Below are 24922 nucleotides of genomic sequence, written 5' to 3' on the forward strand. Positions count from 1 at the left end.
TCAGGACGAGGCGGAGCGCCGCCGGGACGCGGCCAGGGTGAGCACCGCGACGACGACCGCCAGCGCCAGCGCAGCCCCGATCGACGGCCGCACGCCCGCGCCCAGGCTGGTGCCCAGCGAGTACGTGCCCGCGCCGAGCAGCGAACCCATCACCACAGCGGTGGTCTCGGCGAAGGCGACCGCGGTGGCGACCGCGGCCACCCGGTCGGAGGCCAGGTCGTCGAAGGCCTGCGCGGACAACCGCGGATAGGCCAGCCCCATGCCGAGACCGCCCGCTGCCCAGGCGCCGATGAGCAGGGCCAGCGCGGGCGTGGGGGAGAGCAGTCCGCTCTGGGTGAGGCCGACGGCGGCCAGCGCCGGGCAGAGGACGGCGATCCCGAGGGTGGCCGGATCCGGACGGCGTCCCGGGCGCGGTGGTCGTGCACCGGCCACGGACCACGTGGCCAGCCCGGCCGCGATCGCGACGGCTCCGGCTACCACACTCCGGTCCAGCCCCTCGACGACGGCGAGCGGCACCAGCCCGTCGGCGGTGAAGAAGGCGACCACCAGGCCGGTGAAGCAGATCAGCACCCAGGTGCGCGGGCGGTCACCAGCGGTCGCCTGGTCGAACACCCGGATGCTCCCGGCGGCGGCCAGGACCAGGCCACCGGCCAGCAGTGGGACGCCCCAGCGGCCGCTCCCGCTGGCCAGCGTGGCCAGCACCAGACCGGCGACCACGAGCAGCCCGGTGCCGACGGCGACCGTGCGGCGTCCGGTGCGCCACGGGATGAGGTCGACGTCCCGGCCCATCAGCGCGCGGGCGACGATGACGACCGCCGCCGGCCAGGCCATCGCCCAGCGCCAGTCGGTCCAGACGGCGATCGCGGCGTTCAGTGGCGGGCCCGCCAGTGAGGGCAGCAGCCAGACCAGCGAGAACAGCCCCATGACCCGGGGGCGCAGCGCGTCGTCGAACAGGCCGCCGAGGGCGCTGAGCCCGAACGCGGCCAGCAGTCCGGCGGCCAGCCCGCGGACGGCACTGCCGGCCAGCAGCCAGCCCATCGCCGGTGCGGTGGCCGAGACGATGACGCCGACGACGTAGAGGAGGGTCGCCACCAGCAGGGTGGTCCGTGGACTGAGCCGGGCGGTCAGCCCGGAGCCGGTGGCGAGCACCAGCACGGAGACCAGCGTGCCGGCCGCGAGGGTCGCGCCGTAGAGCCGGCTGCCGTCCAGTTCGCGCGCGGCGAGCGGGAGGACGGTGGCGTAGGCGATCCCCTGCACGGCGGCGGCGAACTCGGCCAGCAGCAGGGCGAACAGCAGCCGCCCGCGGCGACCGGCGAAGACCGCCCGCAGCGAGGTGTCGACCGGGGCCCCGGTGTCGGTCATCGGTCACGCGTCCTCGATCGGGGCCCCGGAGCTCGTCGCTCCGGCGGGTGCTCGAGTTCGGGAGCACCCGCCGGAGCGACTGATCAGCGGTCCTCGACCGAGGGCGGCGGGTTCGGGGTGGTGCCGTCGACGCCCGTGGTGGCGGCGGTGCTGCCGCCCGTCGGGGAGGGCGTGATGCCCCGCTCGGCGACCGGCAGGAGGGCCCCGTCGGCCAAGCGCTCGCGGTAGCCGAACAGCTCCCGCTTCACCACCCGGCTCAGGATGTAGAGCCCGATGATGTTGGGCAGCGACATCAGGAAGATCATGCTGTCGGAGAAGCCGATCACCGCGTCGAGGGTCGAGGAGGCCCCGATGACGACGAAGATGCAGAAGATCAGCTTCCAGGTCCGGTCCACGACCATCGACTCGCCGAACAGGTAGGTCGACGCCTTCAGCCCGTAGTAGCTCCAGGCGAGCATCGTGGAGTAGGCGAACAGGATGACCGCGATCGCCAGCACGATCGGGAACCAGCCCGCGACCGTCTCGAAGGCGGCCGAGGTGGTCTCCACCCCCGGGGCGCTGGCCTCGTCAGCCCAGGTGCCGGTGATCACGATGGCCAGCGCGGTCATCGTGCAGATCACGACGGTGTCGACGAAGGGCTCCAGGACGGCGACGTGCCCCTCGGTCGCCGGCTCGTTCGTCTTCACCGCGGAGTGGGCGATCGCGGCCGACCCCAACCCGGCCTCGTTGCTGAACGCCGCCCGCCGGAAGCCCTGGATGAGCACGCCGACGACGCCGCCGAACCCGGCCTCGGGGCTGAACGCCGTCCGGAGGATCTCCCACAGGGCGCTCGGGATCTCGGTGAAGTTCGAGAACAGGACGGCGAGGCAGGCCAGCACGTAGAAGACGGCCATGAACGGGACGAGCTTGTCGGTGACCCGGGCGATGCTCCGGATCCCGCCGATGATCACCGCCCCGACCAGGATCGCGAGCACCAGGCCGAAGACGGCGCCGGCGGCCCCGAACCCGAGCCAGCCGTCCGCGCCGCCGGTCACCGACTGGGCCTGGGCGAAGGCCTGGTTGGCCTGGAACATGTTCCCGCCACCGACGGCGCCGCCCAGGGTGAAGATGCAGAACAGGACCGCGAGGACCTTGCCCAGCGTGCCCTTGCCCTTCTCCTTCAGTCCCTGGCTCAGGTAGTACATGGGGCCACCGGAGACCCGGCCGTCGGGGTAGACCCGCCGGTACTTGACGCCGAGGGTGCACTCGACGCCCTTGGTGCACATGCCGACGAGGCCGGCGATGATCATCCAGAACGTCGCCCCCGGTCCGCCGAGGGAGATGGCCACCGCGACCCCGGCGATGTTCCCGAGGCCCACCGTCCCGGAGACGGCCGTCGCCAGCGCCTGGAAGTGGGTCACCTCACCGGCGTCCTCGGGGTCGTCGTACTTGCCCTTGATCAGCTGGATCGCATGGCCGAAGGCCCGGAACTGGAACCCCTTCAGGTAGATGGTGAAGAAGATCCCGGCGACGACCAGCCAGACGACGATGAGCGGCAGCTCGACGCCCTCGTCGATGAAGTCCAGCGGGACGGCGGCGAAGACGATGCCGGTGATGAAGTCCGAGATCGGCGCGAAGACGTCGTTGACCTGCTCGTCGAACGTGGCGGCCTGGACGTCGGAGAGAGCGAGCTGGGTCATCACGGCACCACCAGGACGGGGACGGGGGAGAGCTGGATGAGGCTGCTCGGGGTGGACCCGAACAGCAGCGTGCGGACCCGGCTCTGCCCGATCCGACCGACGGTGATCCAGGCTGCGTCGTGCTCCCGGGCCAGGGAGACCAGCGTCTCGGCGGGGTGCCCGTGCCGGACGACGCCGTCGATCTGCAGGTCACCGGCGGCGGACAGCCGCGCGAGCGCCGGGTCGAGGACCCGCTCGCGGGCCGACTTCGCCTCGCGTTCCTTGTCGATCGTGCGGCGCTCGTTCTCCTCCGCCGTGGAGAACGAGTAGGGCGACCAGGGGACGACGCAGGCCAGGACCAGGCGCAGGTCGTGTCTCCGCGCTGCGTCGGCCGCAGCATCGGCTGCACGTCCGCTCGCCTCGCTCCCGTCGAGCCCCACGATGATCGATGCGGACATTGGGTGACCCCCTGCCGTCGCGGACGTTGCCGGAAAGCTAGTGGCCCCGCGGGCGTCTGGCCATCCCAAGCGGCGGATCCTGCCGATCAGGTCACCGTCTGGCTCCGGCCGGTGCCTCCTCGTGTCCCCGGACAGTGTGTCCGGATCAGGTCAGCAGCTCCGACAGCGGTCCCCAGCGGGCCAGGCCCGCAGCGACCAGGACACCGATGGCGACGGCGAGCAGGACGACGTCGGCGGCACTCGGGCGGCCGAGCTGTGGGTCGCTGGCGAAGCCGCGCATCCGCATGGTCGCCATCAGTGTGGGGCCGCGCCGCACGACGGCGAACAGCACCGGCAGGGAGACCTGCAGGGCATCGCGGACGAACTGCACCGGGTGCCGCACCTCCAGCCGGATGCCACGCAGCCGCAGGTGGTCGCTGGTCTGGATCGCTTCGGTGAGCGTCGTGTACAGCAGCCGGTAGGACAGCCCCACGGCGAAGGCGGCCTGGGCGGGCAGCCCGATTCCGCGCAGCCCCCGGGCGGTGTCGTCGGGGTCGATCGCGGAGAACAGGCTGACGCTGACCAGGATCGTGGCGGTCCAGGCCAGGATGAGCCGCAGCTCGGCGCCGGCCGCGTCGACCAGCCCGCCCCAGTCCCCGGCGGTCACCGAGCTCCAGCCGCCGATGAGGATGAGCGCGACGAACGTGGGGATGTGGATGGCCCACAGCACCAGGAGCCAGCGCCACGGGGTGTGCGCGAGCACCGCGGTCAGCAGCCCGGCGACCACCGGCACGAGCATCCACTGCGGGTTCGGCGCGACGAAGACGAAGACGAACAGCAGGACCAGCAGGAGCATCTTCACCCGCGGGTCCCGCCGGTCGACGACCGTGTCGCGGTTGACGTAGAGCACGGGCACCTGTGCGGCCATCAGGAGTCCCTCCCCAGGACGGCGGACGCGGGGACGCTGCCGTTCGGCGGGCCACCATCCGCTCGCGCGGCGGAGAACGCGGCGACCAGGTCGTCGAGCGTGTACGCCTCCAGCCCCACCGACCGGGCCAGCACGCCGACCTGCGGCAGCTCCAGGCGGCGCAGGGTCAGCTGTTCGTGGTGGCGGGTGCCGAACACCTCCCGGACCGGCCCCTGGAGCGCGACCGCCCCGTGGTCGAGGACGGTGACGGTGTCGGCCACCTCGGCGACGGAGTCCACGTCGTGCTCGGTGAGCAGCACGGCGGTGCCGCGGCGGCGAAGCTCCCGGACCGTCGCGACCAGCCGGTGCCGGGCCTCCGGTCCGAGTCCGGAGAACGGTGCGTCGAGGACGACGACGGCGGGCTCGACGACGAGCGCGGCGGCGAGCGCCACCAGCCGCCGGTGCGCGCTGGGCAGCAGGATCGGGTCGGCGTCGAGCAGGTCGGCGGGCAGGCCGACCAGCTTGCGGGCGATCTCCACCCGGGCGTCCAGCTCCCCGGTCCGCTTGCGCCGGCGCAGCGAGAGGGCGATCTCGTCCCGCACCCGGCGGCGGGAGAGGGTCTGGGCGGCACCCTGGGGCAGGGTGGCCACCCGCAGCGCCAGGTCGGCCGGGTGCACCTCGCGGGTGTCCTGGTCGTCGACCACCACGGTGCCGGCGACCGGGCGCAGCAGCCCGGCCAGCAGCCGGACCAGCGTGCTCTTGCCGGCACCGGTCGGGCCCATGACCGCGTGCACCTCTCCCGGTCGCACCTGGAGGCTGATCCCCCGGAGGGCCGGCGAGCGGTCCGGGTAGGCGAAGTCGACGTCCTGCACCTGGATCCGTGCCGGCTCCCCGGCCCACGGTGGCGTCGGCGGCGCGGCGCCGCGGTCCGGCGACGGCGGGACACGGGGCACCCGGGTCCGGCGCAGCACGTCGATGAAGTCCTCCGTGGTGAGCGGCCTCTCCGCGAGGTCCAGGCGGCGGGCGGCCCGCAGCGCGAGCGGTGCGTCCAGGTCCGCGAGGGCCAGGACGTCGTCGTCGGCCAGCAGTTCGGCGAGCGGGCCGTCGGCCGCCACGGCGCCGTCGACCAGCACGATCAGCCGGGCGGCCAGGTCGATCAGCACGCCGGCGTCCTGCTCGACGAGGACGACGGTGCGCCGGCCGGACTCCTCCCGGACCACCCGCAGCAACTCCGCGCGGTGGGTGGGGTCCAGGTGGCCCATCACGGTGTCCAGGACCAGTACCTCCGGGCGGGTGGCGAGCGTGGCGGCCAGTGCGAGGAGGACCTGCTGGCCCTCGGAGAGCTCCCAGACCCAGCGCTGGGCGACCTCCTCGCCGGGCAGGCCGACCCGGTCCAGCAGCCGGCGGGCCTCGGCCTCGGCGTCGGCGGGGGTGAGGCCGCGGGTGCGCAGCGGATCGGCCACCTCCGACAGCACCCGGAGCTGGGTGAGCTGGCCACCCGGGTCCTCGAAGACGATTCCGGCCGGCGCGCCGCCGGCCTCCTCGCTGTCGCCGTCCTCGCCGTCGACGTGGACCTCGCCGGTCAGTCGGCCACCGGTGACCCCGGGCACCAGGCCGGCCAGGGCCAGGCACAGCGTGGTCTTGCCGGCACCGGGTGGGCCGACGAGCCCGACCACCTCGCCGTGGGCGATGTGCAGCGAGACCCCGTCGAGCGCGGGCAGGTCGCTGGCCGGGTAGTGGAAGGTGAGGTCCTGGACGCGGATGCTCATCGGGTCGTCTCCTCCATCGGCTCCAGCCGGGCCCGGGGGACCTGGGGCACCAGGTCGGCGTGCCGGGCCAGGCCGCGCGGTTCGAAGCCCAGGTAGCGGTCGATCCGTCCGTACAGCAGCGGCACCAGGCCCAGCAGCGGGAAGACGCCGAGCAGCAGGCCGTCGGCCAGGGTGTTCCCGATGGCGCTGTAGACCGCGATGCTCAGCAGCTCGGAGTCGAACAGCACCAGCGACGAGGCCTCGATCACCGCGTGCAGCGCGCCGGCCACCAGGGCCGCGACGGTCAGCCGGACCTTGCTCAGCGGCCGGTCGCCGACCAGGTAGCCCGCCGCGACGAAGGCGACGACGTAGCCGAAGGCGCCGATGACGTCGTCGATCTCGTAGCCCTCGAGCATGTCGCGCAGGAACTCCCCGCCCATCGCGCCGATCGCCACCGCGAACACCGGCCGGCCCAGCGGCACGAGCGCGGCCAGGGCCACCGGGATGAAGAACGGTTTGGCGTCGATGTCGACCGGGATCTCCGGCACCGCTTCGAGCAGGGTCAGGGCCAGGAAGAAGGTCGTCGCGCAGAGCACTGCGACGATCGTCATCCGGGAGGAGTCCACGGGGTCCACCGGTCACCACCTCGAGGTCGGTTGGGTGCCGTTCCAGGGTCCGGCGGGCCGGGTGAACGGCGCAGGCATCGCGGGTGACGCCTCCGCGAACAGGCCCGAGCCGCGCTCGGTGACCGCCCCGCCCGCGCCCGACCTACGATGGTCGCGCCGTGGGGGACCGGCGCCGTCGAGGCTCGTCTCCTGTCCCGCGGGCGGATCCGCCGCCCCGGCCACTGGTCAGGAGACCCCGTGCCCCGTCGCTCGCCCACCGGTGCTCTGCTCGCGTTCGTCGTCGCCGGCTCGCTGGTGGCCTGTGGCGGCGGAGACGAGGAGGAAGGCACCGGCCTCGCGGCCGAGATCACCAGTGACCTGAGCGAGGCGCCGGACGTGCCGGCCTCCGACGAGCCCGCCCCGGAGGAGCTCGTCGTCGGCGACGTGGTGGTCGGGGACGGCGAGGAGGCCGTCGAGGGGGCGACCGCGCAGGTCAAGTACGTCGGTGCCTTCTACGAGACCGGCGAGGAGTTCGACGCCTCCTGGGACCGGGGCGAGGACGAGACCCTGCCGGTGCCCCTCGGCGCCGGCCGGGTGATCCCCGGCTTCGAGCAGGGGATCGAGGGGATGCAGGTCGGCGGCCGGCGGGTCATCACCATCCCCAGCGACCTCGCCTACGCCGACCAGCCCCCGGCGGGCATCCCCGTCGACGCGGACCTGGTGTTCGTCGTCGACCTCGTCTCGGTCGACTGACCCTGGGAACAGTGGCCGCCGGGCCCCACCACCCTCCCGGCCCGGGACGGTGGTGGGCCCGCGGCCTGCTCGCCGGCTACCTGGCCGTCGGCGCCTTCGTGACGCTGCGGCCCACCCCGATGGGCCGGTTCTCCGGCCCGATCACGAGGGCGGTGCGGGAGGTCACCGACCTCCCCTGGTCGGTGGCCTCCCCGCTGGTGGAGCGCGGCGGGAACGTGCTGCTGTTCGTCCCGCTCGCGCTGCTGCTGTGCTGGTCGCTGCCCCGCTGGCCCCGGTGGGCGGTCTGGCTGGCGTGCGTGGCCGGCTCGGCCGCCGTCGAGCTCAGCCAGGCGCTGTTCCTCCCGGCGCGCTACCCCTCCCTGGTCGACATCGGCACGAACAGCACCGGCGCCGCGATCGGCGTCGGGCTGCACTGGCTGATCACCCGCCGCCGCTGACCGGTGGGTCGGCAGCACCACGCCAGCTGCCTCACCGAGCGCGCCCGCTGCACGGTGCCGTCGGCTAGCGGTACCACTCGGGGAGCCGGGTGCGCTGGTCCACCCGCAGGGTGACCAGTTGTAGAGCGTGCCGGCGATGTCTCCCTCGACGTCCACCGCCAACGGGACGAACCGCCGGCGTCGGCTCAGCCGGGGCGGGACCTCCGGCACGCCGTGCTCGATGAGCGCGATGCTCTCCGCGAGTGTCGCTCGATCCGCGGATCACCGGCAGCCACCTGCGGCGGCGACGCGAGCACGGCCTCGACCGTCACGCGGCCAGCATCGCCTCGAGGACCTCCCGGCGAAGGAACGCCAGCCGCGCGCGCTTGGTCGGCAGCTCCACCTCGGGACCGAGCTCGAAGCCCGTCCGGCGCAGCCGCTCCAGGGCGCCGTCGTTCGCGGCGTCGGGCTCGACGACGACGCGCCGCACGGTCGGGTCGGCGAGCGCGACCGCACCGAGCGCGGCGGCGAGCCGGAGGGTGAACCCCCGCTCCGGGGACTCCGCGGGGGCCAGCAGCACGTGGATCCCGAGGTCGCCGGGTTCGACGGCGTACACCTCGCTCACCGGGTCGGCGGCCGGCTGGTAGGTCTGCAGCAGCCCGACGGGGCGGCCCTCGACCGACACCAGCCAGGCGTGGTGGGTGTCCAGCGAGTCGACGTAGGCGTAGATCTCGCGCACCTGCTCCTCGGTGTGGTCGGTCATCCCCCAGAACCGGGCCCGCTCCTGCCGCACCCAGGAGTGCACGAGCGGGGCGTCGCGGTCGGGGTCGAGCCGGCGCACCTCGAGGGTGCGGCCGTCCCCGAAGGGGTGGGTGCCCTCGGCGAGGCGGGCATCGGTCACGGGGTCTCCTCCGGTCGGGCGGATGGGACGGGGACGAGAGAGCCACGGGCCCAGAGCGGGGTCTGGTCCTCGGCGTGCGGGCCGGGGACACCGTCGGCGCCCAGCGGGACCACCCAGCGGCTGGCGTCGCGGTCGGCGAGGTCCCAGACGTAGCGGGCCACCGGTCCACGCAGGCACAGGTCGGTGAGCCCGGGCAGGCTCGCGGTCGCGAGGACGCAGTCGGTGTCGCCGTCCAGCGGCAGCCCGTCGGCGGGCCGGTCGACGGTCTCCGCCCAGGGCGTGCCGTCGAGGGAGTGCACCGTCCGCAGCCGGTGCGTCGTCCCCCAGGCCGGCGCGGGCGCGCTCGCGGCGTCGGCGAGTGCGCCGTGGACGAGCGCGTCGACGTCGACGCCATGGCGGGGGAGGACGTCGAGCAGTCGCGCCAGCGCCGACCCGACCCGCTCCACGGGGGACAGCCACGGGGCCAGCACCTCGGGCACCCCGGCCGGGCTGTGCAGGGGGGCGAGCAGCGGGAGGTCCAGGACGCGCCGCACCACGGCGCTCCGCCAGGCGGCGAAGGCCCCGGCGCCGTGGCTGTCGGCGGCCATCCGGCGGTCCCAGGACAGCAGCTCCGTGCGCAGCCGGGCGGCGGGGGTGCAGGCCTCCGGAGCCGGCACCAGCCGGAGGACGTCGAGCAGTCCGGTGGCGGGGGAGGAGACGGTGTCGACGAGCAGCTCGGCGAGGTCGTCGGCGCGCAGGCCGGTGCGGTCGCCGATGAGCGTGCGGAGGCGGGCGGCGCGGTGCGGTGGGGCGAAGACCGTGCCGTACGGGGCGACGTCCGGGCGCGCGTCGTTGGCGGTGACCGCCACGCCGTCCCACGGCGCGGCGTCGGAGACGCGGAGACCCGCTGCGGGCGGGTGGGTCCCGCGCCACGCATGCGCGCGGTCCCACGCCGGCACGGGGTGCCAGCGGTTGACGGCCGCCCGGTCGGGGACCCGGCCGGCGACCAGCTGGCGCACGTCACCGGCGGTGTCGGCGACCAGGACGCTGTTCACCGGCTCGACCCACGACGCGAGCGCGGCCTCGACGTCCCCGGCGGTCCGGGCGCGCAGCAGCAGCGGCAGCGCCTCGAACCCCAGCGCGGCGTCGACCCGGCTGGGTGCGCGCAGGCTCAGCGCCTCGGGCTCCTCGGCGCCGTCGTCGGCGGCCCAGGACGGGACGACGACCGGCCCCCGCGCGGTCTCCACGGTCTCCACGGTCACCGGCTCGCCGTCGCGGACGGCCAGCTGGACCGTCGCCGCCTCGGCCGGCTCCCAGCCGTCCGGCCCGAGGGCCTGCAGCCGGTCGCCGTCCCGGCGCAGCCGCTCCCGGTAGAGGTCCTGGTGGACGGCCATCGCGTTGGTCACCGCCCAGGCCACCGTGCCGGTGTGGCCGAAGTGGGCGACGCCGGGGACACCGGGGAAGGCGAGCCCGACCACGTCGAGGGCCTCGGGCCCGTCCACCACCAGGTGCACCTGCTGGTACACGCCGGGTCGCTCCAGCACCCGGTGCGGGTCGCCGGCGACCAGGGGCAGCCCGGACGCCGTCCGGGAGCCGGTCACCGCGACCGCGTTGCTGCCGTCGGGTGGGCCCAGGCCGAGCGCGGTGGCGAGGTCGGGCCCGAGCCGGGGCCCGAACGAGCGCAGCAGGTGGCCCCGCCAGACCGTCGTCCCCAGGGACCCGAACAGGACGTGGTGGACCAGGAAGACCCCCAGCGGGGTCCACGGCTGCCAGCCGCCGTGCCCGCCGCGGGGCAGGCCGAGCGCCTGCAGCTCGGGTGACCGTGCGGCGCCCTCGGCCAGGCCCTCGCGCACGCCCGCCACGTAGGCGGCCACCCACCGCCGGGTCGCCGGGTCCAGCGAGTCGTGGCAGCGGCGGGCGGTGTCGTCGAGCCGGGCCCGGGCCGCGAAGTCGTCCCAGGACAGCCCGGCCGCGCCGACGTGCGCGGCCAGCGTCGCCTCGCTGCGCCAGCGCTCGACCTCCAGCTGCCACGCGCGGTCGACGGCGGTGACCCGCCCCTGCGCCCAGGCGAGGTCGTCGAGCGACCCGGCCCGCACCGTCGGCACGCCCCACGGGTCCCGGGTCACCCCGGCCGGGGCGGTCACCGGTGCGGGGCCGGTGCGTGCGGCGCGACCGGGTTGGCCAGCGTGCCGGCGTACTGGAGGGAGGACGCCTGGTCGGCCAGGTCGACCATCTGGAGCGTGTTCCGCAGCTGCAGCCGGTTCAGGCAGGAGTGCTGGAACTCCGGGGTGAAGAGGTCGAAGCGCCGGTGCAGGTCGGGGTGGGCGTCCCGGTGCGCCAGCAGGCAGTCGGCGACGCAGCGCCAGACCTCGTCGGCGGGCAGCAGCCCGTCGGCGTCCAGCACGCCGGCGAGGTAGCGCAGGAACCCGTCGAAGACGTCGGTGAAGACCGACAGCAGGCGCACGTCGTCGTCGTAGGCCACGCGCACCCGCTCGACGCCCGGGGGCAGCGGCCTGTCCCCGAAGACGGCGACCTCCTCCCCGACGTCCTTCATCAGGACCCGGGTCGGGACCGAGTCGCGCAGCACGAGGATGACGTTCTCTCCGTGCGGCATGAAGGCGAGGTCCTGGGCGAGCAGGCAGTGCACGACCGGGCGGAGGTAGGCGTCGAGGTAGCGCCGCAGCCAGGTGCGCGGGTCCAGGCCCGAGTCGGTGACGAGACCGCCCACCAGCGAGCGGCCCTCGGCGTCCCGGTGCAGCAGCGCCGCCATGGTCATCGCCCGCTCGTCCGGTGCCAGCCGCGGCACCGGGCTCTCCCGCCACAGCGCCGCGACCATCCGCTGGTACGGCGAGCGCAGCCCGCGGGCGGCCATCCGGTGGTAGGCGTCGCCGGTGTAGCCGACCGAGGCCAGCTCGCGCAGCACGCCGAACCCGCTGGCCACGAGCTCGGGGTCGTCGGTGACGACCTCGGCGACCCAGTCGTTGATCGCCGGGGTCGCCCGCATGTAGGCCGGTGAGAGCCCGCGCAGGAAGCCCATGTTCTGGATCGCCAGCGCCGTCTTGACGTAGTGCCGGTCGGGGCGGTCGAGGTCGAAGAACGTCCGGATCGACTGCTGGGCCTGGTACCGGTCCTCGCTGTGCCCCACCGGCACGAGGTCGCGCCGGCCGACGTCGGCGGCGAAGGTGACCGCCAGCCGGTGGTCCCACTGCCAGGGGTGCACCGGCAGGTAGATGAAGTCGGCCGGGTCCAACCCCAGCGACCGCAGCCGGCCGGCGAAGCGCGCGAGCAGTTCCTCGCCGAGCTGCCCGGCGTAGAGCTGCTGCTCGTCGACGCCGTCGCCGCAGGCGAGGTGGGTGTGCTCGCGGCGCGCCGCCAGCCAGACCAGCCGGACCGGGGCCCCGGACTCGGGGGCGTAGGCGGCGGCGTCGGCCAGCCCGAAGCCGATGCGCCCGTTGTTGGCCACGAACGCCGGGTGCCCCTCGGTCATCGACCGCTCGACGGTCTGCAGGTCGGCGCGGGCCAGCTCGCGGGCGTCGGTGCGGCGGTGGTGCAGTTTCCACGCCGCCCCGGCGAGGGTCGCGCTGACCTCCTCCAGGTAGGTGCCCAGCAGCTGGTCGGGGATCCCGAGGTCGTGCTGCAGTTCGTCGACCAGCGCCAGCGCGTCCAGCGGTGCATCGACGCCGTCGACGGTGCGGGACACCGACGCCGGGTCCACGTCCCAGTGCTCCAGCGGCAGCACCCGCGCGGCGAACCGGTACCGGACGCCCGCGGCGGTGCGCAGCGACCACCAGGTCCGCCCCAGGGCATCGGCCGGCCCGCCGTCCGCCTCGGGCGTGACGAGTCGCTCGTGGCCGAACTCCGACAGCGCCTTGGTGACCACGTGCCGGTGCGCCCGGGCCATCGCCACCGGCTCGAGGTGGGCGGCGCCCAGGTCGGTCTCGTCCGCCACCGGCCCGGTGCGCTCGGTCGTCGGCGCGGTCATGCCAGCACCCGGCCCAGCTCGCTCGCCGCGAAGGACGCCGGGGTGCACGTGCTCAACGCAGCCGTCTTGTGCCCCAGGTCGACCAGGCCGTGCTCGACGAAGCCCGCCGCCTGGTTCTTCGCCCGGATCGCCGCGTTGCGCGCGTCCGGCTCCACGACCACCCGGCGCGCGCCCGGGCGGTCCAGGGCGAAGCGCACGACCGCCGCCATCACCGCCGAGGTCAGCCCGCGGACGGGTGGGGCGCCCTCCGCGGGCGGCGCGACGAGGACGTGCATCCCGACGTCGCCGGGCTCGGCCGCCCACACGCCGACCAGCTCCCGGTGGCGGGGGTCGTAGGTCTCGGCGAGGAACGCCGGGGCACCGTCGACCCGGCCCAGCCACGCGTCGTGGTGCGGGTCGGCGGTGATCGCGGCGTAGGCGGTGCGCACCGCTGCCGGCTCGGCGTCCTGCATCAGCCAGTAGACCGAGCGCGGGTGGGTGACCCAGGAGTGCAGCAGGTCCAGGTCGCGGTCGACGTCCAGCGGTTCCAGCGTCAGCACCCCGACGGTCGTGCGGACCGACCAGGTCGGGGTTGCCGGGGTCGCGCTCACCGGGCGGCCCCCGACGCCGTCAGTCCCGCCTCGTCCGGCAGTGCGTTCGCGGCGCCGGCGTCCTCGAGCTCGACCCCGAACTCCTGGTAGGCGATGTGCTGCTCGACCGGGTAGACCTCCCGGCCGCACATCGCGTTGACGATCACCGAGTTCCGGTAGGGGCCCATGCCCAGGTCCGGTGCGGTGAGGCTGTGGGTGTGCTCCTCGGCGTTCTGCACGAAGACCTCCCGGCCGGTGGTGTCGACCGCGTAGTCCAGCGCCACGTCGTACCGGCCCCGCGCGTCCCATCGGATCCGGTCACGCACCGGGTCGAGGAACGCCGGCACCCGGGACCGGTAGCCGGTCGCCAGGACCAGCCCCTGGGTCGGGCGGGTGACCGTGCGCTCCTGCTCGGCGTGGTGCAGCCGCAGCTCGTAGCGCCGCTGCTCGGCGTCCCAGCGGGCGCCGACCACCTCGACGCCGGTGTGCAGCGACGAGGGCACCGCGCCGCGTCGGCCGGTGCGGTAGAGGGTGTCGTAGATGGCGTCCACGAGCGTGCCGCTGATGCCCTTGTAGAGGTGGCGCTGCTCGCGGGCGAGGGCGTCGCGGCGCCCCATCGGCAGGGCGTGGTGGTAGCGGGCGTACTCCGGCGAGGTCATCTCCAGGGTCAGCTTCGTGTACTCCATGGGGAAGAACCGGGGCGAGCGGGTGAGCCAGTCGACGCGGTACCCGAGCCGGTCGGCGTCGGTGAGCAGGTCCAGGTACACCTCCGCGGCGCTCTGCCCGCTGCCCACGACCGTCACGTGCCCGAGCGTCTGCAGCTCCTCCTTGTGCTCCAGGTAGGCCGAGCTGTGCCAGGCCGGGCCGGGGAGCTCCCGCACCGGCTCCGGGACCCACGGCGCCGTCCCGACGCCGAGGACCAGCCGCCGGCCCAGGTGCACCTCCGTCTCCTCGGAGCGGACGTCGCGGGCGTGCACCCGGTAGACGCCCGCGGCGGCGTCGTGCTCGACCCGCTCGACGCGCCGGCCCCACCGCAGCCCGGGCACCCGCTCGGCGACCCAGCGGCAGTAGGCGTCGTACTCCGCGCGCAGCGGGTGGAAGTCCTCGCGGATGTAGAAGGGGTAGAGCCGGCCGGTCGCCTTGAGGTGCGCCAGGAACGAGTACGGCGACGTCGGGTCGGCCATGGTCACCAGGTCGGCGAGGAAGGGGACCTGGAGGGTGGTGCCCTCGATCATCATCCCGGGGTGCCAGGAGAACTCCTCGTGCTCGTCGAGGAAGACGCCGGACAGGTCGGGCACCGGGGCGGTGAGCGCGGCCAGGCCGAGGTTGAACGGCCCGATGCCGACGGCGACGAAGTCGTGCACGCGGTCGGTGCTCATGCCGGGGCCTGCCCGCCGGCCAGCACCAGCGCAGGGGCCACCGCGGACTCCGCGACCAGGTCCTCGCCGGCCGCCCGGACCAGGTCGACCACCGCGCGGACGTCCGCCCGGGTGGTCGCCGGGTTCAGCAGGGTCAGCTTCAGCCACGGTCGGCCGTCGACGACGGTGCGGGCGACGACCGCCTCCCCCTCGTCGAACAGCCGCTCACGGATGCCGGCGACGAGCCGGTCGGCGGCGGCCGGGTCGAGCGGGCCGTCGGGGCCGATGGGCCGGTGCCGGAACAGGACGGTGCTCAGCGACGGTGCGCTGTGCACCTCGATGTCCGGGGCGGCGCACAGGTCCTCGTGGACCTGCACGGCCAGGTCCAGGCAGGTGTCGAAGGCCTCGCCGATCTCGTCGGCCCCCATGGCGCGCAGCGTCACCCACAGCTTGAGCGCGTCGAAGCGCCGGGTGGTCTGCAGGCTCCGGTCGACCTGGTTCGGCGCCCGCCCGCCGCGCGGGTTGAGGTAGGCGGCGTGGTGGGTGACGTGCCGCAGCGTGGCGGCGTCGCGCACCAGCACCGCCGAGGACGCCACCGGCTGGAAGAAGGTCTTGTGGAAGTCCACGGTCACCGAGTCGGCGCGCTCGATGCCGTCGAGCAGGTGCCGCCGGCGGCGGGACACCAGCAGCCCACCTCCGTACGCGGCGTCGACGTGCAACCACGCGCCGATCTCCGCGCAGACGTCGGCCACCGCGGGGAGCGGGTCGATCCGGCCGAGGTCGGTGGTGCCGGCGGTGACGGACACCGCCATGACGACGTCGCCGGCGTCCCGGACGCGGGCGGCGACCTGACGCAGCGCGGCGGGGTCCATCCGGTGCCCCTCGTCGGTCGGCACCGTCACCACCGCGTCGGTGCCGAGCCCGAGCAGGCGTGCGGCCTTGCCGACGCTGAAGTGGGCCTGGTCGGTGGCCAGCACCCGCAGCCGCGCACCCGGGGGCAGCACGCCGCCCGGCAGCGCGGCGAGCGCCTCGTCGCGGGCCAGCAGCAGCGCGTGCAGGTTGGACTGGGTGCCGCCGCTGGTGAACACGCCGTCCGCGTCGGGGCCCAGGCCCGCGCGGCCGGCGGCCCAGGTGACCAGCCGGCGCTCGATGAGGGTGGCCGTCGTCGACTGGTCGTAGGTGTCGACCGAGGTGTTGACCGCGGAGGCGAGCAGGTCGGCCGCCAGGGCCGGGATCGCGACCGGGCAGTTGAGGTGGGCCACGTAGCCGGGCTCGTGGAACCACACTGCGTGCTCGAGGTAGAGCCGGGAGGTCTCCTTGAGGGCGGAGAACGTGTCCCCGAGAGGGACCTCGAGGTCGACGCCGGCCACGAGCTCCTCGAGGTCCTGCTGCGGCACCCCCGACCGGGGGCGGCGGACCACCCGCACGCGGTCGGTGAGCGCGCCGAGCGCGGCGGTGACGACCGCGGCGTAGTGGTCGACCGTCGACCCCGAGAACAGGTGTGCGGTCGGCGTGTGCTCCGTCACGAACGAGCCCCTCCGTAGGTTAGCCTCGCCTAAACACGGCGGACGGTACACGGGGCCAGGACCCGGTGCGCGGGGGTCCTGCCGGGGTGACGGCGAGAGGGACGAGCGATGCAGCACGGCTGGGAGGGCGTGGTCCTCAAGGCGCTGCGCGGTAAGGACTTCGTCCTCACCGTGCGCGGGAGCGAGCAGGTCGGAGAGCAGTACCAGCGGGTCCGGGTCTCCGACGGCGGGCTGCTCGCCGACTGCCCGCCGCACCCGGCGATGTGGGTCCGGCTGTGGTTCGAACACGACGGGCGACCCCACCAGCGGGCCTACACGCTCGTCGACCCCGACCCGGCGTCGGGCACCTTCGACCTGGAGTTCGCCCTGCACGACGGTCCGGCGGCGCACTGGTCCCAGGCCGTGCAGCCGGGCAGCACCATCGAGGCGACGGTGCAGGGCACCCGCGAGGCCCAGCCGCCCCCGGCGACCCGGGTGGTGCACCTCGTCGGTGACCCGGCGTCCCTGCCGGCGGTGAACTCGCTGCTCGACGCCCACCCGACGACGCCCGCGCGGGTCTGGCTCGAGGCCGGCCACCCGGCCGACCGCGACCTCCCCGTGCGCGCCCGGGCCGGGCACGAGGTGGTGTGGGTCGACCGCGACGGCGCCGCCCCCGGGCAGGCGCTGCAGGCCGCCGTGACGGGGGCCTGGGCCGCGGACGCGGCAGCCGACCCGGCGCGGGACTGGTTCTGGGTGGCCTGTGAGGCCGCCGCCACCCGGGCGCTGACCCGGCACCTGCGCCGCGAGCTCGGCGTCGGCAAGGACCGCGTGTCCTCCCTCGCCTACTGGCGCACGACGTGACCGCCCCGTCCACGCCCACCGTCGCCGAGACGTCGCCGGTGGCGGCGGGCCGGCCGCCGTGGGGGCTGCTCACCACCCTCTGGGTCACCCAGTACGTCGGCATCGGCTTCCTCACCGTCGGGCTGGTCGCGATCCTGCGCGCCGACGGCGTCTCCCTCGCCGACCTCTCGCTCGTCTCGCTGCTGGGCCTCGCCTGGCCGCTCAAGCTGCTCTGGGCGCCGCTGCTGGACCGGTACGGGTCCCGCCGGCTCGGGCACCACCGTTCCTGGCTGCTCGCCCTGCAGAGCGCGATGGTCCTGGCGCTGCTGGCGTTGCTGCCCTTCGACGACCCGGCCGCCTCGCTCGGCCCGCTCGTCGTCGTCTGCGCCGTGTACGTGCTGCTGTCGGCGACCCAGGACGTGGCCGCCGACGCCCTCGCCGTCCGGCTGCTGCGCCCGGAGGACCGCGGCCTCGGCAACGGGGTCCAGGTGGGGGCCAGCTACGTCGGCACCGTGCTCGGCGGTGGTCTCTGCGTCCTGGTGTACGACCGCGCCGGGTGGACCGCGGCCGTGCTGCTGCTCGCCGCCCTCACCCTGGTCGCGCTGGTGGTCGTGCTCCGGTTCCGTGAGCCCGAGCGCGACCCCCGGGTGCCCGGGAGCGCCGCCTGGGCTGCGTTGATCGGGGTGTTCCGCCGTCCCGGTGTGCCGGTCTGGGCGCTGGGCGTCGTGCCGCTCGTCTACGGCGGCGCGGCCGGGGTGTACGCCCTGCCCAGCGCGGCGCTCGTGGACGCCGGGTGGTCCCTGACCCGCATCGGCGTGGTCACCGGCGTCGTCGTCAGCGTGCCCGCGGCGCTGGCCGGCCCGCTCGCGGGGTGGCTGGTCCGCCGCTGGGGCCGGGCCGCGGTGCTCGTGGGCGGCGGCGTCGCCCTGGCGTTGTCGACGGCCGGGCTGGTCCCGCTGCTCCTCGGGTCGGCGCCGCTCACCGGCACGGTGGTCGCGCTCAGCGGCTTCCTCGTCGCCTACACCGCGCTGAACGTGGTGGTCTACACGGTGAGCATGGACCTCTCCCGCCCGGCCACGGCGGGCACCGACTTCACCACGCTCACCACGGTCCCGCTGCTCGCCTCCTTCCTCACCGCCTCCGCCGCGCTCGCCACGGCGGCGCTCGTCGGGTACGTCGTCTCGGCGGCCCTGTGGTGCGGCGTCACCCTGGTCGGGGTGGTGCTCGGCGTGCGGTGGTTGCGAGCCGCGCCGCTCCGGTGACCACGGTCCCGGCCGGCCGGACGGCGGTGGACCCGCCCCGGCGGCTGCCGCTGCTCGCGGTCGAGGCGGCGACCCTGCTCTCCGGCACGGCCAACGGGGTCACCTCCGTCGTCCTGCCGTGGCTCGTCCTCGAGCGGGGCGGCGGCGCGGCCGGCGCCGGCCTCGTCGCCGCGGGGACGGCGCTGCCGCTGGTGCTCACCGCGGTGCTCGCCGGCGTCGTCGTCGACCGGGTCGGCCGGCGGCGGGTGTCGGTCGTCTCCGATGTCGTCTCCGCGGCCGCGGTCGCCGCGATCCCGCTGCTGGAGCTCGCCACGGGTGGGCTGGGGCTGGGTGCGGTGGTCGCGCTGGCCGCCCTCGGGGCCCTGCTGGACCCGGCCGGCGTGACCGCGCGCGAGGCGATGCTCCCCGAGGCCGCTGCGGCCGCCCGGCTCCCGCTCTCCCGGGTCAACGGCGTCCACGAGGCGGTGTGGGGGTCGGCGTTCTTCATCGGGCCGGCGGTCGGTGCCGTGCTGATCGGGCTGGTCGGCGCGGTCCCGGCGCTGTGGGCGACGGCGGCCGCCTTCGCGCTGTCGGTCGTCGTCATGGCCCTCGTCCGGGTCCCCGGCGGCGGGCGGCCGGAGCCCCGCCCGGAGTCCTCCGGCCGCGCGGTCCGGCGCGTCCTCACCGACACCGCCGAGGGGATCGCCGTGCTCCGCCACGACCGCCTCGTGCGGTGCGCCGCCCTGGTCGCCGTCCTCGTCTCGGCGACGTACCTGCCGATCTCGGCGGTGCTGCTGCCGGTGCTGTTCGAGGAGCAGGGCGCCCCCGGCCGGCTCGGCCTGCTGCTCCTGGTGATGAGCGGCGGCTGGGTGCTCGGGAGCCTGCTGCAGGGTGCGCTGGGCCACCGGCTGCCCCGCAGCCTCGTGCTCCGGGTCGCCACCGTGGGGGCGTCGGTCGCGCTGGTCCCGTTCGTGGCCCTGCCGCCCTACCCCGTCCTGCTCGGCTGCGGTGCGCTCGCCGGCCTGCTGTTCGGCCCGATCAACCCGCTGGTCAACCTGGCCTTCCAGCAGCGGGTGCCCACGCACCTGCGCGGGCGGGTGCTCGGGATCGTCGCCTCCGGCGCGTACGCCGCGGGGCCGGCCGGCTACCTGGCGGCCGGCGTGCTCGTCGACACCACCGGGCTGCGCGCGGCCTTCGCCGTGTTCGTCGGCGCCGTCGTCCTCGCCGGCCTCTCCGTGCTGGTGATGCGCCCGCTCCGGGAGCTCGACGACCTGCCGGACGGGGAGGGGGCTCCGCCGGGTCCGCCGGCCGCGGCCGGGCCGGTGCTGCCCGAGCCCCGGGCATCGGCAGCCCGGTAGCGTCTCCGGCACATCACGGCAGTGCGCGAGGAAGCCGGTGCGAAGCCGGCGCGGTCCCGCCACTGTGAGCCCCGGCGTCGTCCAGATGCGGGGGCGAGCCAGACACTCCGGCTGCCGTGCTCGACGACCCGGGGCGCGGACCCCGAGGGAGGCACCGACGTGAGCTCACGCACCTTCACCCTGCTCTCCACCTCCGACACCGACCTGCTGTCGGCCCGAGCCAGCGACTCGTCGTGGCGGCTGGGCAACCCCTACCGCGCCGGCGACCTCGCCGAGTTCGCCGCCGGTACCGATCTCGTCGTGGTCCGCATCCTGGGGTCCCGCCGGAAGTACGAGGACATGGTCGCGCCCCTGTTGGGCCTGGGCGTCCCGGTGGTCGTGCTGGGTGGTGAGCAGCTGCCCGACGCCGAGCTGATGGAGCTCTCGACCGTCCCGATGGGCGTGGCCACCGAGGCGCACGCCTACCTGGCGCAGGGCGGTCCGGACAACATGGTGCAGCTGCACCGCTTCCTGGCCGACACGGTGCTGCTGGACGGCGAGGGCTTCGACGCCCCGGCCGTGGCGCCCGACTGGGGTCTGCTGGACCACAAGACCACTGCGACCGGTCCGCGGGTCGCCGTCCTCTACTACCGGGCGCACCACCTGGCCGGGAACACCGCGTTCGTGCACACGCTCTGCGAGGCGATCGAGACCGCCGGCGGGGTGCCGGTGCCGATCTACACCGCGTCGCTGCGGTCGGTGGAGCCGGAGATGCTCGACGTGCTGCACACCGTCGACGCCATGGTCGTGACCGTCCTGGCGGCCGGCGGCTCCAAGCCGGCCACCGCCTCCGCCGGTGGGGACGACGGCGCGTGGGACGTCGGTGAGCTTGCCCGGCTCGACGTGCCGGTGATCCAGGGTCTGGTGCTCGGCACCCCGCGGGCGACCTGGGCGGCCAACGACGACGGGCTCTCCCCGCTGGACGTGGGCAACCAGGTCGCCATCCCCGAGTTCGACGGCCGGATCATCAGCGTGCCGTTCTCCTTCAAGGAGGTCGACGAGGAGGGCCTGACCTCCTACGTGCCCGACCCGGAGCGGGCCGCCCGGGTGGCCGGCACCGCCGTCGCGCACGCCCGGTTGCGGCACACCGCACCGGCCGACCGCAAGATCGTGGTGATGCTGTCGGCGTACCCGACCAAGCACGCCCGGATCGGCAACGCGGTCGGCCTGGACACCCCCGCCTCGGTGGTCCGGCTGCTGGCCGCGATGGCCGGGCAGGGCTACGACATCGGCCCGTTCGACGGCGAGGGTTCGTTGCCCGGCGTCGCGGACCTGGACGGCGACCGGCTGGTGCACGCCCTGATCGAGGCCGGCGGCCAGGACCCGGACTGGCTGACCGCCGAGCAGCTGTCCGGCAACCCGGTGCGCATCCCGGCCGCGGAGTACCGCCGGTTCTTCGACACGCTCCCCGCCGAGCTGACGGACCGGATGGTCGAGCACTGGGGGCCGCCGCCCGGTGAGCTGTTCGTGGACCCGACCGACGACTGCATCGTGTTCGCCGCGCTGCGCGCCGGCAACGTCGTGGTGATGGTCCAGCCGCCGCGCGGCTTCGGGGAGAACCCGATCGCGATCTACCACGACCCCGACCTGCCGCCGTCGCACCACTACCTGGCCGCCTACCACTGGCTGCGCTCGTCCTTCGGTGCGCACGCGGTCGTGCACGTGGGCAAGCACGGCAACCTGGAGTGGATGCCCGGCAAGACCGTCGGGCTGTCGGCGTCCTGCGCCCCGGACGCCGCGCTGGGCGACCTGCCGATGGTCTACCCGTTCCTGGTCAACGACCCGGGTGAGGGCTCGCAGGCCAAGCGCCGCGCGCACGCGGTGCTGGTCGACCACATGGTGCCGCCGATGGCCCGCGCCGACACCTACGGCGACATCGCCCGGCTGGAGCAGCTGCTCGACGAGCACGCCAACATCGCGGCGATGGACCCGCCCAAGCTGCCCGCCGTCCGGCAGCAGATCTGGACGCTGATCCAGGCCGCCAAGCTCGACCACGACCTCGGCCTGGACGACCGGCCGCACGACGCCGAGTTCGACGAGATGATCCTGCACGTCGACGGCTGGCTGTGTGCCATCAAGGACAGCCAGATCCGGGACGGGCTGCACGTCTTCGGCTCCCCGCCGGAGGGCGACGCCCGGGTGGGGCTGGTGCTGGCGATCCTGCGGGCCCGGCAGATCTGGGGCGGCTCGGTCGCCATGCCCGGCCTGCGCGAGGCGCTCGGCCTGGTCGAGGACGGCTCGGCCGGGCTGCACGAGACCGACGAGGTCGAGGCCCGGGCGCTGGCCCTGGTCACCGCCATGGAGGCGGCCGGCTGGACCGCCGACGCCGTCGAGCCGACCGTCGCCGAGGTGCTGGGCGGGCCGCACGCCGACGTCAGCCGGGTGCTCGAGTTCGCGGTCGCCGAGGTCGTGCCGCGGCTGGCGAAGACGACGGACGAGATCGACATGGCCCTGCACGCCCTGGACGGCGGCTACGTGCCCGCCGGCCCGTCCGGATCGCCGCTGCGCGGGCTGGTCAACGTGCTGCCGACCGGGCGCAACTTCTACTCCGTCGACCCGCGCGCGGTGCCCTCCCGGCTGGCCTGGGAGACCGGGCAGGGCCTGGCCGAGTCGCTGGTCGAGCGGTACGTCGCCGAGACCGGGGAGCACCCGCGCTCGGTGGGGCTCTCGGTGTGGGGCACCTCGGCGATGCGCACCTCCGGGGACGACGTCGCCCAGGTGCTGGCGCTGCTCGGCGTCCGGCCGGTCTGGGACGAGGCGTCCCGCCGGGTGACGACGCTGGAGCCGATCCCGCTCGGTGAGCTGGGCCGGCCGCGGATCGATGTCACGGTGCGCATCTCCGGGTTCTTCCGGGACGCCTTCCCGCACGTGGTGACCATGCTCGACGACGCCGTCACCCTGGCCGCGGGGCTGGACGAGACGCCGGAGCAGAACTACGTGAAGGCGCACGTGGACGCCGACGTCGCCGAGCACGGCGACCGCCGGCGGGCCACCACCCGGGTGTTCGGCTCCAAGCCCGGTGCCTACGGGGCCGGGCTGCTGTCGCTGATCGACAGCCGGGACTGGCGCACCGACGCCGACCTGGCCGAGGTCTACGCGGTGTGGGGCGGCTACGCCTACGGCCGGGACCTCGACGGGGTGCAGGCCCGCCCGGACATGGAGACCGCCTACCGGCGGATCGCGGTGGCGGCGAAGAACATCGACACCCGCGAGCACGACATCGCCGACTCCGACGACTACTTCCAGTACCACGGCGGGATGGTCGCCACGGTGCGCGCGCTGACCGGCAGCTCACCGAAGGCCTACATCGGCGACTCGACCCGCCCCGAGCACGTGCGCACCCGCTCGCTGGTCGAGGAGACCTCCCGGGTGTTCCGGGCCCGGGTGGTCAACCCCAAGTGGCTGGCCGCGATGCGCCGGCACGGCTACAAGGGCGCGTTCGAGATGGCGGCCACGGTCGACTACCTGTTCGGCTACGACGCCACCACCGGCGTCGTCGCCGACTGGATGTACGAGAAGCTCGCGCAGAGCTACGTGCTCGACCCGGAGAACCGGGCGTTCATGGAGCAGTCGAACCCCTGGGCGCTGCACGGCATCGCCGAGCGGCTGCTGGAGGCGGTCGACCGCAAGATGTGGGCCGAGCCCGACCCGGCGCTGCTGGCCGAGCTCCAGCAGGCCTACCTGGACACCGAGGGCGACCTCGAGGGCGGCGAGACCCCGGCCCAGCAGCCGGTCTGAGCCCGGGTGGGGCCAAAGTCGCGACTTTGGCCCCACCGGGGAGCGATGAGTCCGTCGGTGTCCGGCGGTCTACTGGTGCATGGCGACGACTCTGCTGGCGATCGGCACGCGCAAGGGGCTCTGGCTCGCGACGAGTGAGGACCGGCGCAGCTGGTCGCTCTCCGCACCGCACTTCCTGATGACCGAGGTGCCGAGCATCGGCATCGACACCCGCGACGGGCGCACCCGGCTGATGGTCGGGGTGCGGTCGGAGCACTTCGGCCCGACGGTCCTCCACTCCGACGACCTGGGCGCGACCTGGGACGAACCGGCCGGCGGCGCGATCCGCTTCCCGGCCGACACCGGGGCCGCCGTCGAGCGGATCTGGCAGCTGCGCCCGGACTCCGCCGACCGGCCGGGGGTGGTCTGGGCCGGCTGCGAGCCGATCTCGGTCTGGCGCTCGGACGACGGCGGTGAGCACTTCGAGCTGTGCCGCGGGCTGTGGGACCACCCGCACCGCAGCGAGTGGGGCGCGGGCTACGGCGGGGCGGCGGCGCACTCCGTCGTCCCGGGGCCCGACGGCACGGTGCACGTGGCGATGAGCACCGGCGGCGTCTACCGGACGCGGGACGGCGGGGCCTCCTGGCAGCCGCGCAACTCCGGCATCTCGGCGTACTTCATGCCCGGTCCGGCGCCGGAGTTCGGGCAGTGCGTGCACAAGATCGCCCGGGACGCGGCCGACCCACGGAGGCTGTACGCGCAGAACCACCACGGCGTGTACCGATCGGACGACGACGGCGACTCGTGGACGTCGATCGCCGACGGACTGCCCGCCGACTTCGGCTTCGTGATGCTCGCCGACCCGCGCCGCGGCGGGCGGATCTGGGTGGTCCCGCTGGTCGCTGACGGCGAGCGGATCCCGCCGGACGGCGAGCTGGCCGTGCACCGCAGCGACGACGCCGGCTCCAGCTGGCGCCGCCTCGACGCCGGGCTGCCCACGCACGAGTACAACGCGGTGCTGCGCGACGCCGCCTGCGTGGACGCCGGCGACCCGGTGGGCGTCTACGTCGGCACCCGCGGGGGCGAGGTGTACGCCAGCGCCGACGAGGGGGAGTCGTTCAGCACGGTCACCTCCCACCTGCCCGACGTGCTGTGCGTGCGGGCGGCGGTGCTGCCGTGACCGTCCGGGTGCTGCTGCCGCGGTTGCTGGCCGACACCACCGGCGGCCGGACGTCGATGTCGCTGGACCTGCCCGAGCCCGCCACCGTCCGTGCCCTGCTCGACGTGCTGGCCACCGAGCACCCGGTGTTCGACCGGCGGGTGCGGGACGAGACCGGGGCGCTGCGCCGGCACGTCAACGTCTACGTCGACGGCGAGGAGGTCCGCCGGCTCTCCGGTCTGGTCACCCCGGTGCCGGCCGGCGCGGAGGTGATGGTCGTCCAGTCCGTGGCAGGTGGCTGACCGCGACGACGCGCCGCGATCCGGCTGGCCAGCAGGTTACGAGTTGATGACGGCGGTCACACCTCCTCCATGAGCATCCTCGGCAG

At 74.8% G+C, this 24922-nt stretch carries 20 protein-coding genes and 1 riboswitch; of the genes, 8 read left to right on the forward strand and 12 right to left on the reverse strand.

Going from position 1 to position 24922, the window contains the following annotated elements:
- From O2V63_RS00865 to O2V63_RS00890, 6 genes are all read right to left on the reverse strand, one after another.
- Window positions 1–1362, reverse strand: coding sequence for an MFS transporter (locus O2V63_RS00865; RefSeq protein ID WP_269165688.1), 1362 nt, complete (start codon window positions 1360–1362; stop codon window positions 1–3).
- A gap of 83 nt (window positions 1363–1445) precedes the next feature.
- Window positions 1446–3041 (reverse strand): alanine/glycine:cation symporter family protein, encoded by a 1596-nt coding sequence (locus tag O2V63_RS00870; RefSeq protein ID WP_269165689.1) that lies wholly within the window; start codon window positions 3039–3041, stop codon window positions 1446–1448.
- Window positions 3041–3478 carry a universal stress protein gene (locus O2V63_RS00875; RefSeq protein WP_269161394.1) on the reverse strand — a complete coding sequence of 146 codons (438 nt, stop codon included), beginning with the start codon at window positions 3476–3478 and terminating at the stop codon, window positions 3041–3043. The genes O2V63_RS00870 and O2V63_RS00875 overlap by 1 nt, the downstream gene beginning before the upstream one ends.
- Before the next feature lie 145 nt (window positions 3479–3623).
- On the reverse strand, window positions 3624–4385 hold the full coding sequence (locus O2V63_RS00880) for an energy-coupling factor transporter transmembrane component T family protein (protein ID WP_269165690.1): 762 nt from the start codon (window positions 4383–4385) through the stop codon (window positions 3624–3626).
- The gene (locus O2V63_RS00885; protein WP_269165691.1) at window positions 4385–6133 is read right to left on the reverse strand and encodes an ABC transporter ATP-binding protein; all 1749 of its coding nucleotides are present in this window, start codon (window positions 6131–6133) and stop codon (window positions 4385–4387) included. The genes O2V63_RS00880 and O2V63_RS00885 overlap by 1 nt, the downstream gene beginning before the upstream one ends.
- Window positions 6130–6747 carry a hypothetical protein gene (locus tag O2V63_RS00890; RefSeq protein WP_269165692.1) on the reverse strand — a complete coding sequence of 206 codons (618 nt, stop codon included), beginning with the start codon at window positions 6745–6747 and terminating at the stop codon, window positions 6130–6132. Before O2V63_RS00890 ends, O2V63_RS00885 begins: the two co-directional genes overlap by 4 nt.
- 228 nt (window positions 6748–6975) lie before the next feature.
- Between O2V63_RS00890 and O2V63_RS00895 the strand changes: the two genes are divergently transcribed.
- Both O2V63_RS00895 and O2V63_RS00900 read left to right on the forward strand, forming a co-directional pair.
- Entirely contained in the window at window positions 6976–7470 is a 495-nt protein-coding gene (locus O2V63_RS00895) for an FKBP-type peptidyl-prolyl cis-trans isomerase (RefSeq protein WP_269165693.1), read from the forward strand.
- Between the two features lie 11 nt (window positions 7471–7481).
- Window positions 7482–7907, forward strand: coding sequence for a VanZ family protein (locus O2V63_RS00900; RefSeq protein WP_269165694.1), 426 nt, complete (start codon window positions 7482–7484; stop codon window positions 7905–7907).
- A 307-nt stretch (window positions 7908–8214) separates the two neighbouring features.
- Here the strand turns inward: O2V63_RS00900 and O2V63_RS00905 are convergent, their stop codons facing one another.
- From O2V63_RS00905 to O2V63_RS00930, 6 genes are read right to left on the reverse strand one after another with little or no spacing between them, the layout of a single operon-like run.
- The gene (locus O2V63_RS00905; protein WP_269165695.1) at window positions 8215–8787 is read right to left on the reverse strand and encodes a GNAT family N-acetyltransferase; all 573 of its coding nucleotides are present in this window, start codon (window positions 8785–8787) and stop codon (window positions 8215–8217) included.
- The gene (locus O2V63_RS00910) at window positions 8784–10910 is read right to left on the reverse strand and encodes a penicillin acylase family protein (protein ID WP_269165696.1); all 2127 of its coding nucleotides are present in this window, start codon (window positions 10908–10910) and stop codon (window positions 8784–8786) included. Before O2V63_RS00910 ends, O2V63_RS00905 begins: the two co-directional genes overlap by 4 nt.
- Complete coding sequence (locus tag O2V63_RS00915; RefSeq protein ID WP_269165697.1) at window positions 10907–12748, reverse strand: IucA/IucC family protein; 1842 nt, start codon at window positions 12746–12748, stop codon at window positions 10907–10909. The genes O2V63_RS00910 and O2V63_RS00915 overlap by 4 nt, the downstream gene beginning before the upstream one ends.
- Complete coding sequence (locus tag O2V63_RS00920) at window positions 12745–13338, reverse strand: GNAT family N-acetyltransferase (RefSeq protein ID WP_269165698.1); 594 nt, start codon at window positions 13336–13338, stop codon at window positions 12745–12747. The genes O2V63_RS00915 and O2V63_RS00920 overlap by 4 nt, the downstream gene beginning before the upstream one ends.
- On the reverse strand, window positions 13335–14696 hold the full coding sequence (locus O2V63_RS00925) for a lysine N(6)-hydroxylase/L-ornithine N(5)-oxygenase family protein (protein WP_269165699.1): 1362 nt from the start codon (window positions 14694–14696) through the stop codon (window positions 13335–13337). The genes O2V63_RS00920 and O2V63_RS00925 overlap by 4 nt, the downstream gene beginning before the upstream one ends.
- Window positions 14693–16201 carry a pyridoxal phosphate-dependent decarboxylase family protein gene (locus O2V63_RS00930; RefSeq protein ID WP_269165700.1) on the reverse strand — a complete coding sequence of 503 codons (1509 nt, stop codon included), beginning with the start codon at window positions 16199–16201 and terminating at the stop codon, window positions 14693–14695. The genes O2V63_RS00925 and O2V63_RS00930 overlap by 4 nt, the downstream gene beginning before the upstream one ends.
- A gap of 108 nt (window positions 16202–16309) precedes the next feature.
- Between O2V63_RS00930 and O2V63_RS00935 the strand changes: the two genes are divergently transcribed.
- The 6 genes from O2V63_RS00935 (at window position 16310) to O2V63_RS00960 (ending at window position 24836) form a co-directional block, all read left to right on the forward strand.
- Window positions 16310–17041, forward strand: a complete 732-nt coding sequence (locus tag O2V63_RS00935) for a siderophore-interacting protein (RefSeq protein ID WP_269165701.1) — start codon at window positions 16310–16312, stop codon at window positions 17039–17041.
- Window positions 17038–18282, forward strand: a complete 1245-nt coding sequence (locus tag O2V63_RS00940; protein ID WP_269165702.1) for an MFS transporter — start codon at window positions 17038–17040, stop codon at window positions 18280–18282. Before O2V63_RS00935 ends, O2V63_RS00940 begins: the two co-directional genes overlap by 4 nt.
- The gene (locus tag O2V63_RS00945) at window positions 18279–19619 is read left to right on the forward strand and encodes an MFS transporter (RefSeq protein WP_269165703.1); all 1341 of its coding nucleotides are present in this window, start codon (window positions 18279–18281) and stop codon (window positions 19617–19619) included. The genes O2V63_RS00940 and O2V63_RS00945 overlap by 4 nt, the downstream gene beginning before the upstream one ends.
- Window positions 19620–19646: 27 nt before the next feature.
- Window positions 19647–19727, forward strand: a riboswitch (cobalamin riboswitch).
- A gap of 51 nt (window positions 19728–19778) precedes the next feature.
- Window positions 19779–23396 (forward strand): cobaltochelatase subunit CobN, encoded by a 3618-nt coding sequence (cobN, locus tag O2V63_RS00950; protein WP_269165704.1) that lies wholly within the window; start codon window positions 19779–19781, stop codon window positions 23394–23396.
- A 79-nt stretch (window positions 23397–23475) separates the two neighbouring features.
- Window positions 23476–24555, forward strand: a complete 1080-nt coding sequence (locus O2V63_RS00955) for a WD40/YVTN/BNR-like repeat-containing protein (RefSeq protein WP_269165705.1) — start codon at window positions 23476–23478, stop codon at window positions 24553–24555.
- Complete coding sequence (locus O2V63_RS00960; RefSeq protein WP_269165706.1) at window positions 24552–24836, forward strand: MoaD/ThiS family protein; 285 nt, start codon at window positions 24552–24554, stop codon at window positions 24834–24836. Before O2V63_RS00955 ends, O2V63_RS00960 begins: the two co-directional genes overlap by 4 nt.
- The last annotated feature ends 86 nt before the right edge of the window (window positions 24837–24922 follow it).

Source organism: Modestobacter sp. VKM Ac-2977 (assembly GCF_026968045.1).
Lineage (GTDB): Bacteria > Actinomycetota > Actinomycetes > Mycobacteriales > Geodermatophilaceae > Modestobacter.

Bases quoted from the DNA above. Each gene is read 5' to 3' on its own strand.
- O2V63_RS00865 (WP_269165688.1), bottom strand. From the start codon at position 1,362: ATGACCGACACCGGGGCCCCGGTCGACACCTCGCTGCGGGCGGTCTTC.
- O2V63_RS00870 (WP_269165689.1), bottom strand. From the start codon at position 3,041: ATGACCCAGCTCGCTCTCTCCGACGTCCAGGCCGCCACGTTCGACGAG.
- O2V63_RS00875 (WP_269161394.1), bottom strand. From the start codon at position 3,478: ATGTCCGCATCGATCATCGTGGGGCTCGACGGGAGCGAGGCGAGCGGA.
- O2V63_RS00880 (WP_269165690.1), bottom strand. From the start codon at position 4,385: ATGGCCGCACAGGTGCCCGTGCTCTACGTCAACCGCGACACGGTCGTC.
- O2V63_RS00885 (WP_269165691.1), bottom strand. From the start codon at position 6,133: ATGAGCATCCGCGTCCAGGACCTCACCTTCCACTACCCGGCCAGCGAC.
- O2V63_RS00915 (WP_269165697.1), bottom strand. From the start codon at position 12,748: ATGACCGCGCCGACGACCGAGCGCACCGGGCCGGTGGCGGACGAGACC.
- O2V63_RS00925 (WP_269165699.1), bottom strand. From the start codon at position 14,696: ATGAGCACCGACCGCGTGCACGACTTCGTCGCCGTCGGCATCGGGCCG.
- O2V63_RS00935 (WP_269165701.1), top strand. From the start codon at position 16,310: ATGCAGCACGGCTGGGAGGGCGTGGTCCTCAAGGCGCTGCGCGGTAAG.
- O2V63_RS00955 (WP_269165705.1), top strand. From the start codon at position 23,476: ATGGCGACGACTCTGCTGGCGATCGGCACGCGCAAGGGGCTCTGGCTC.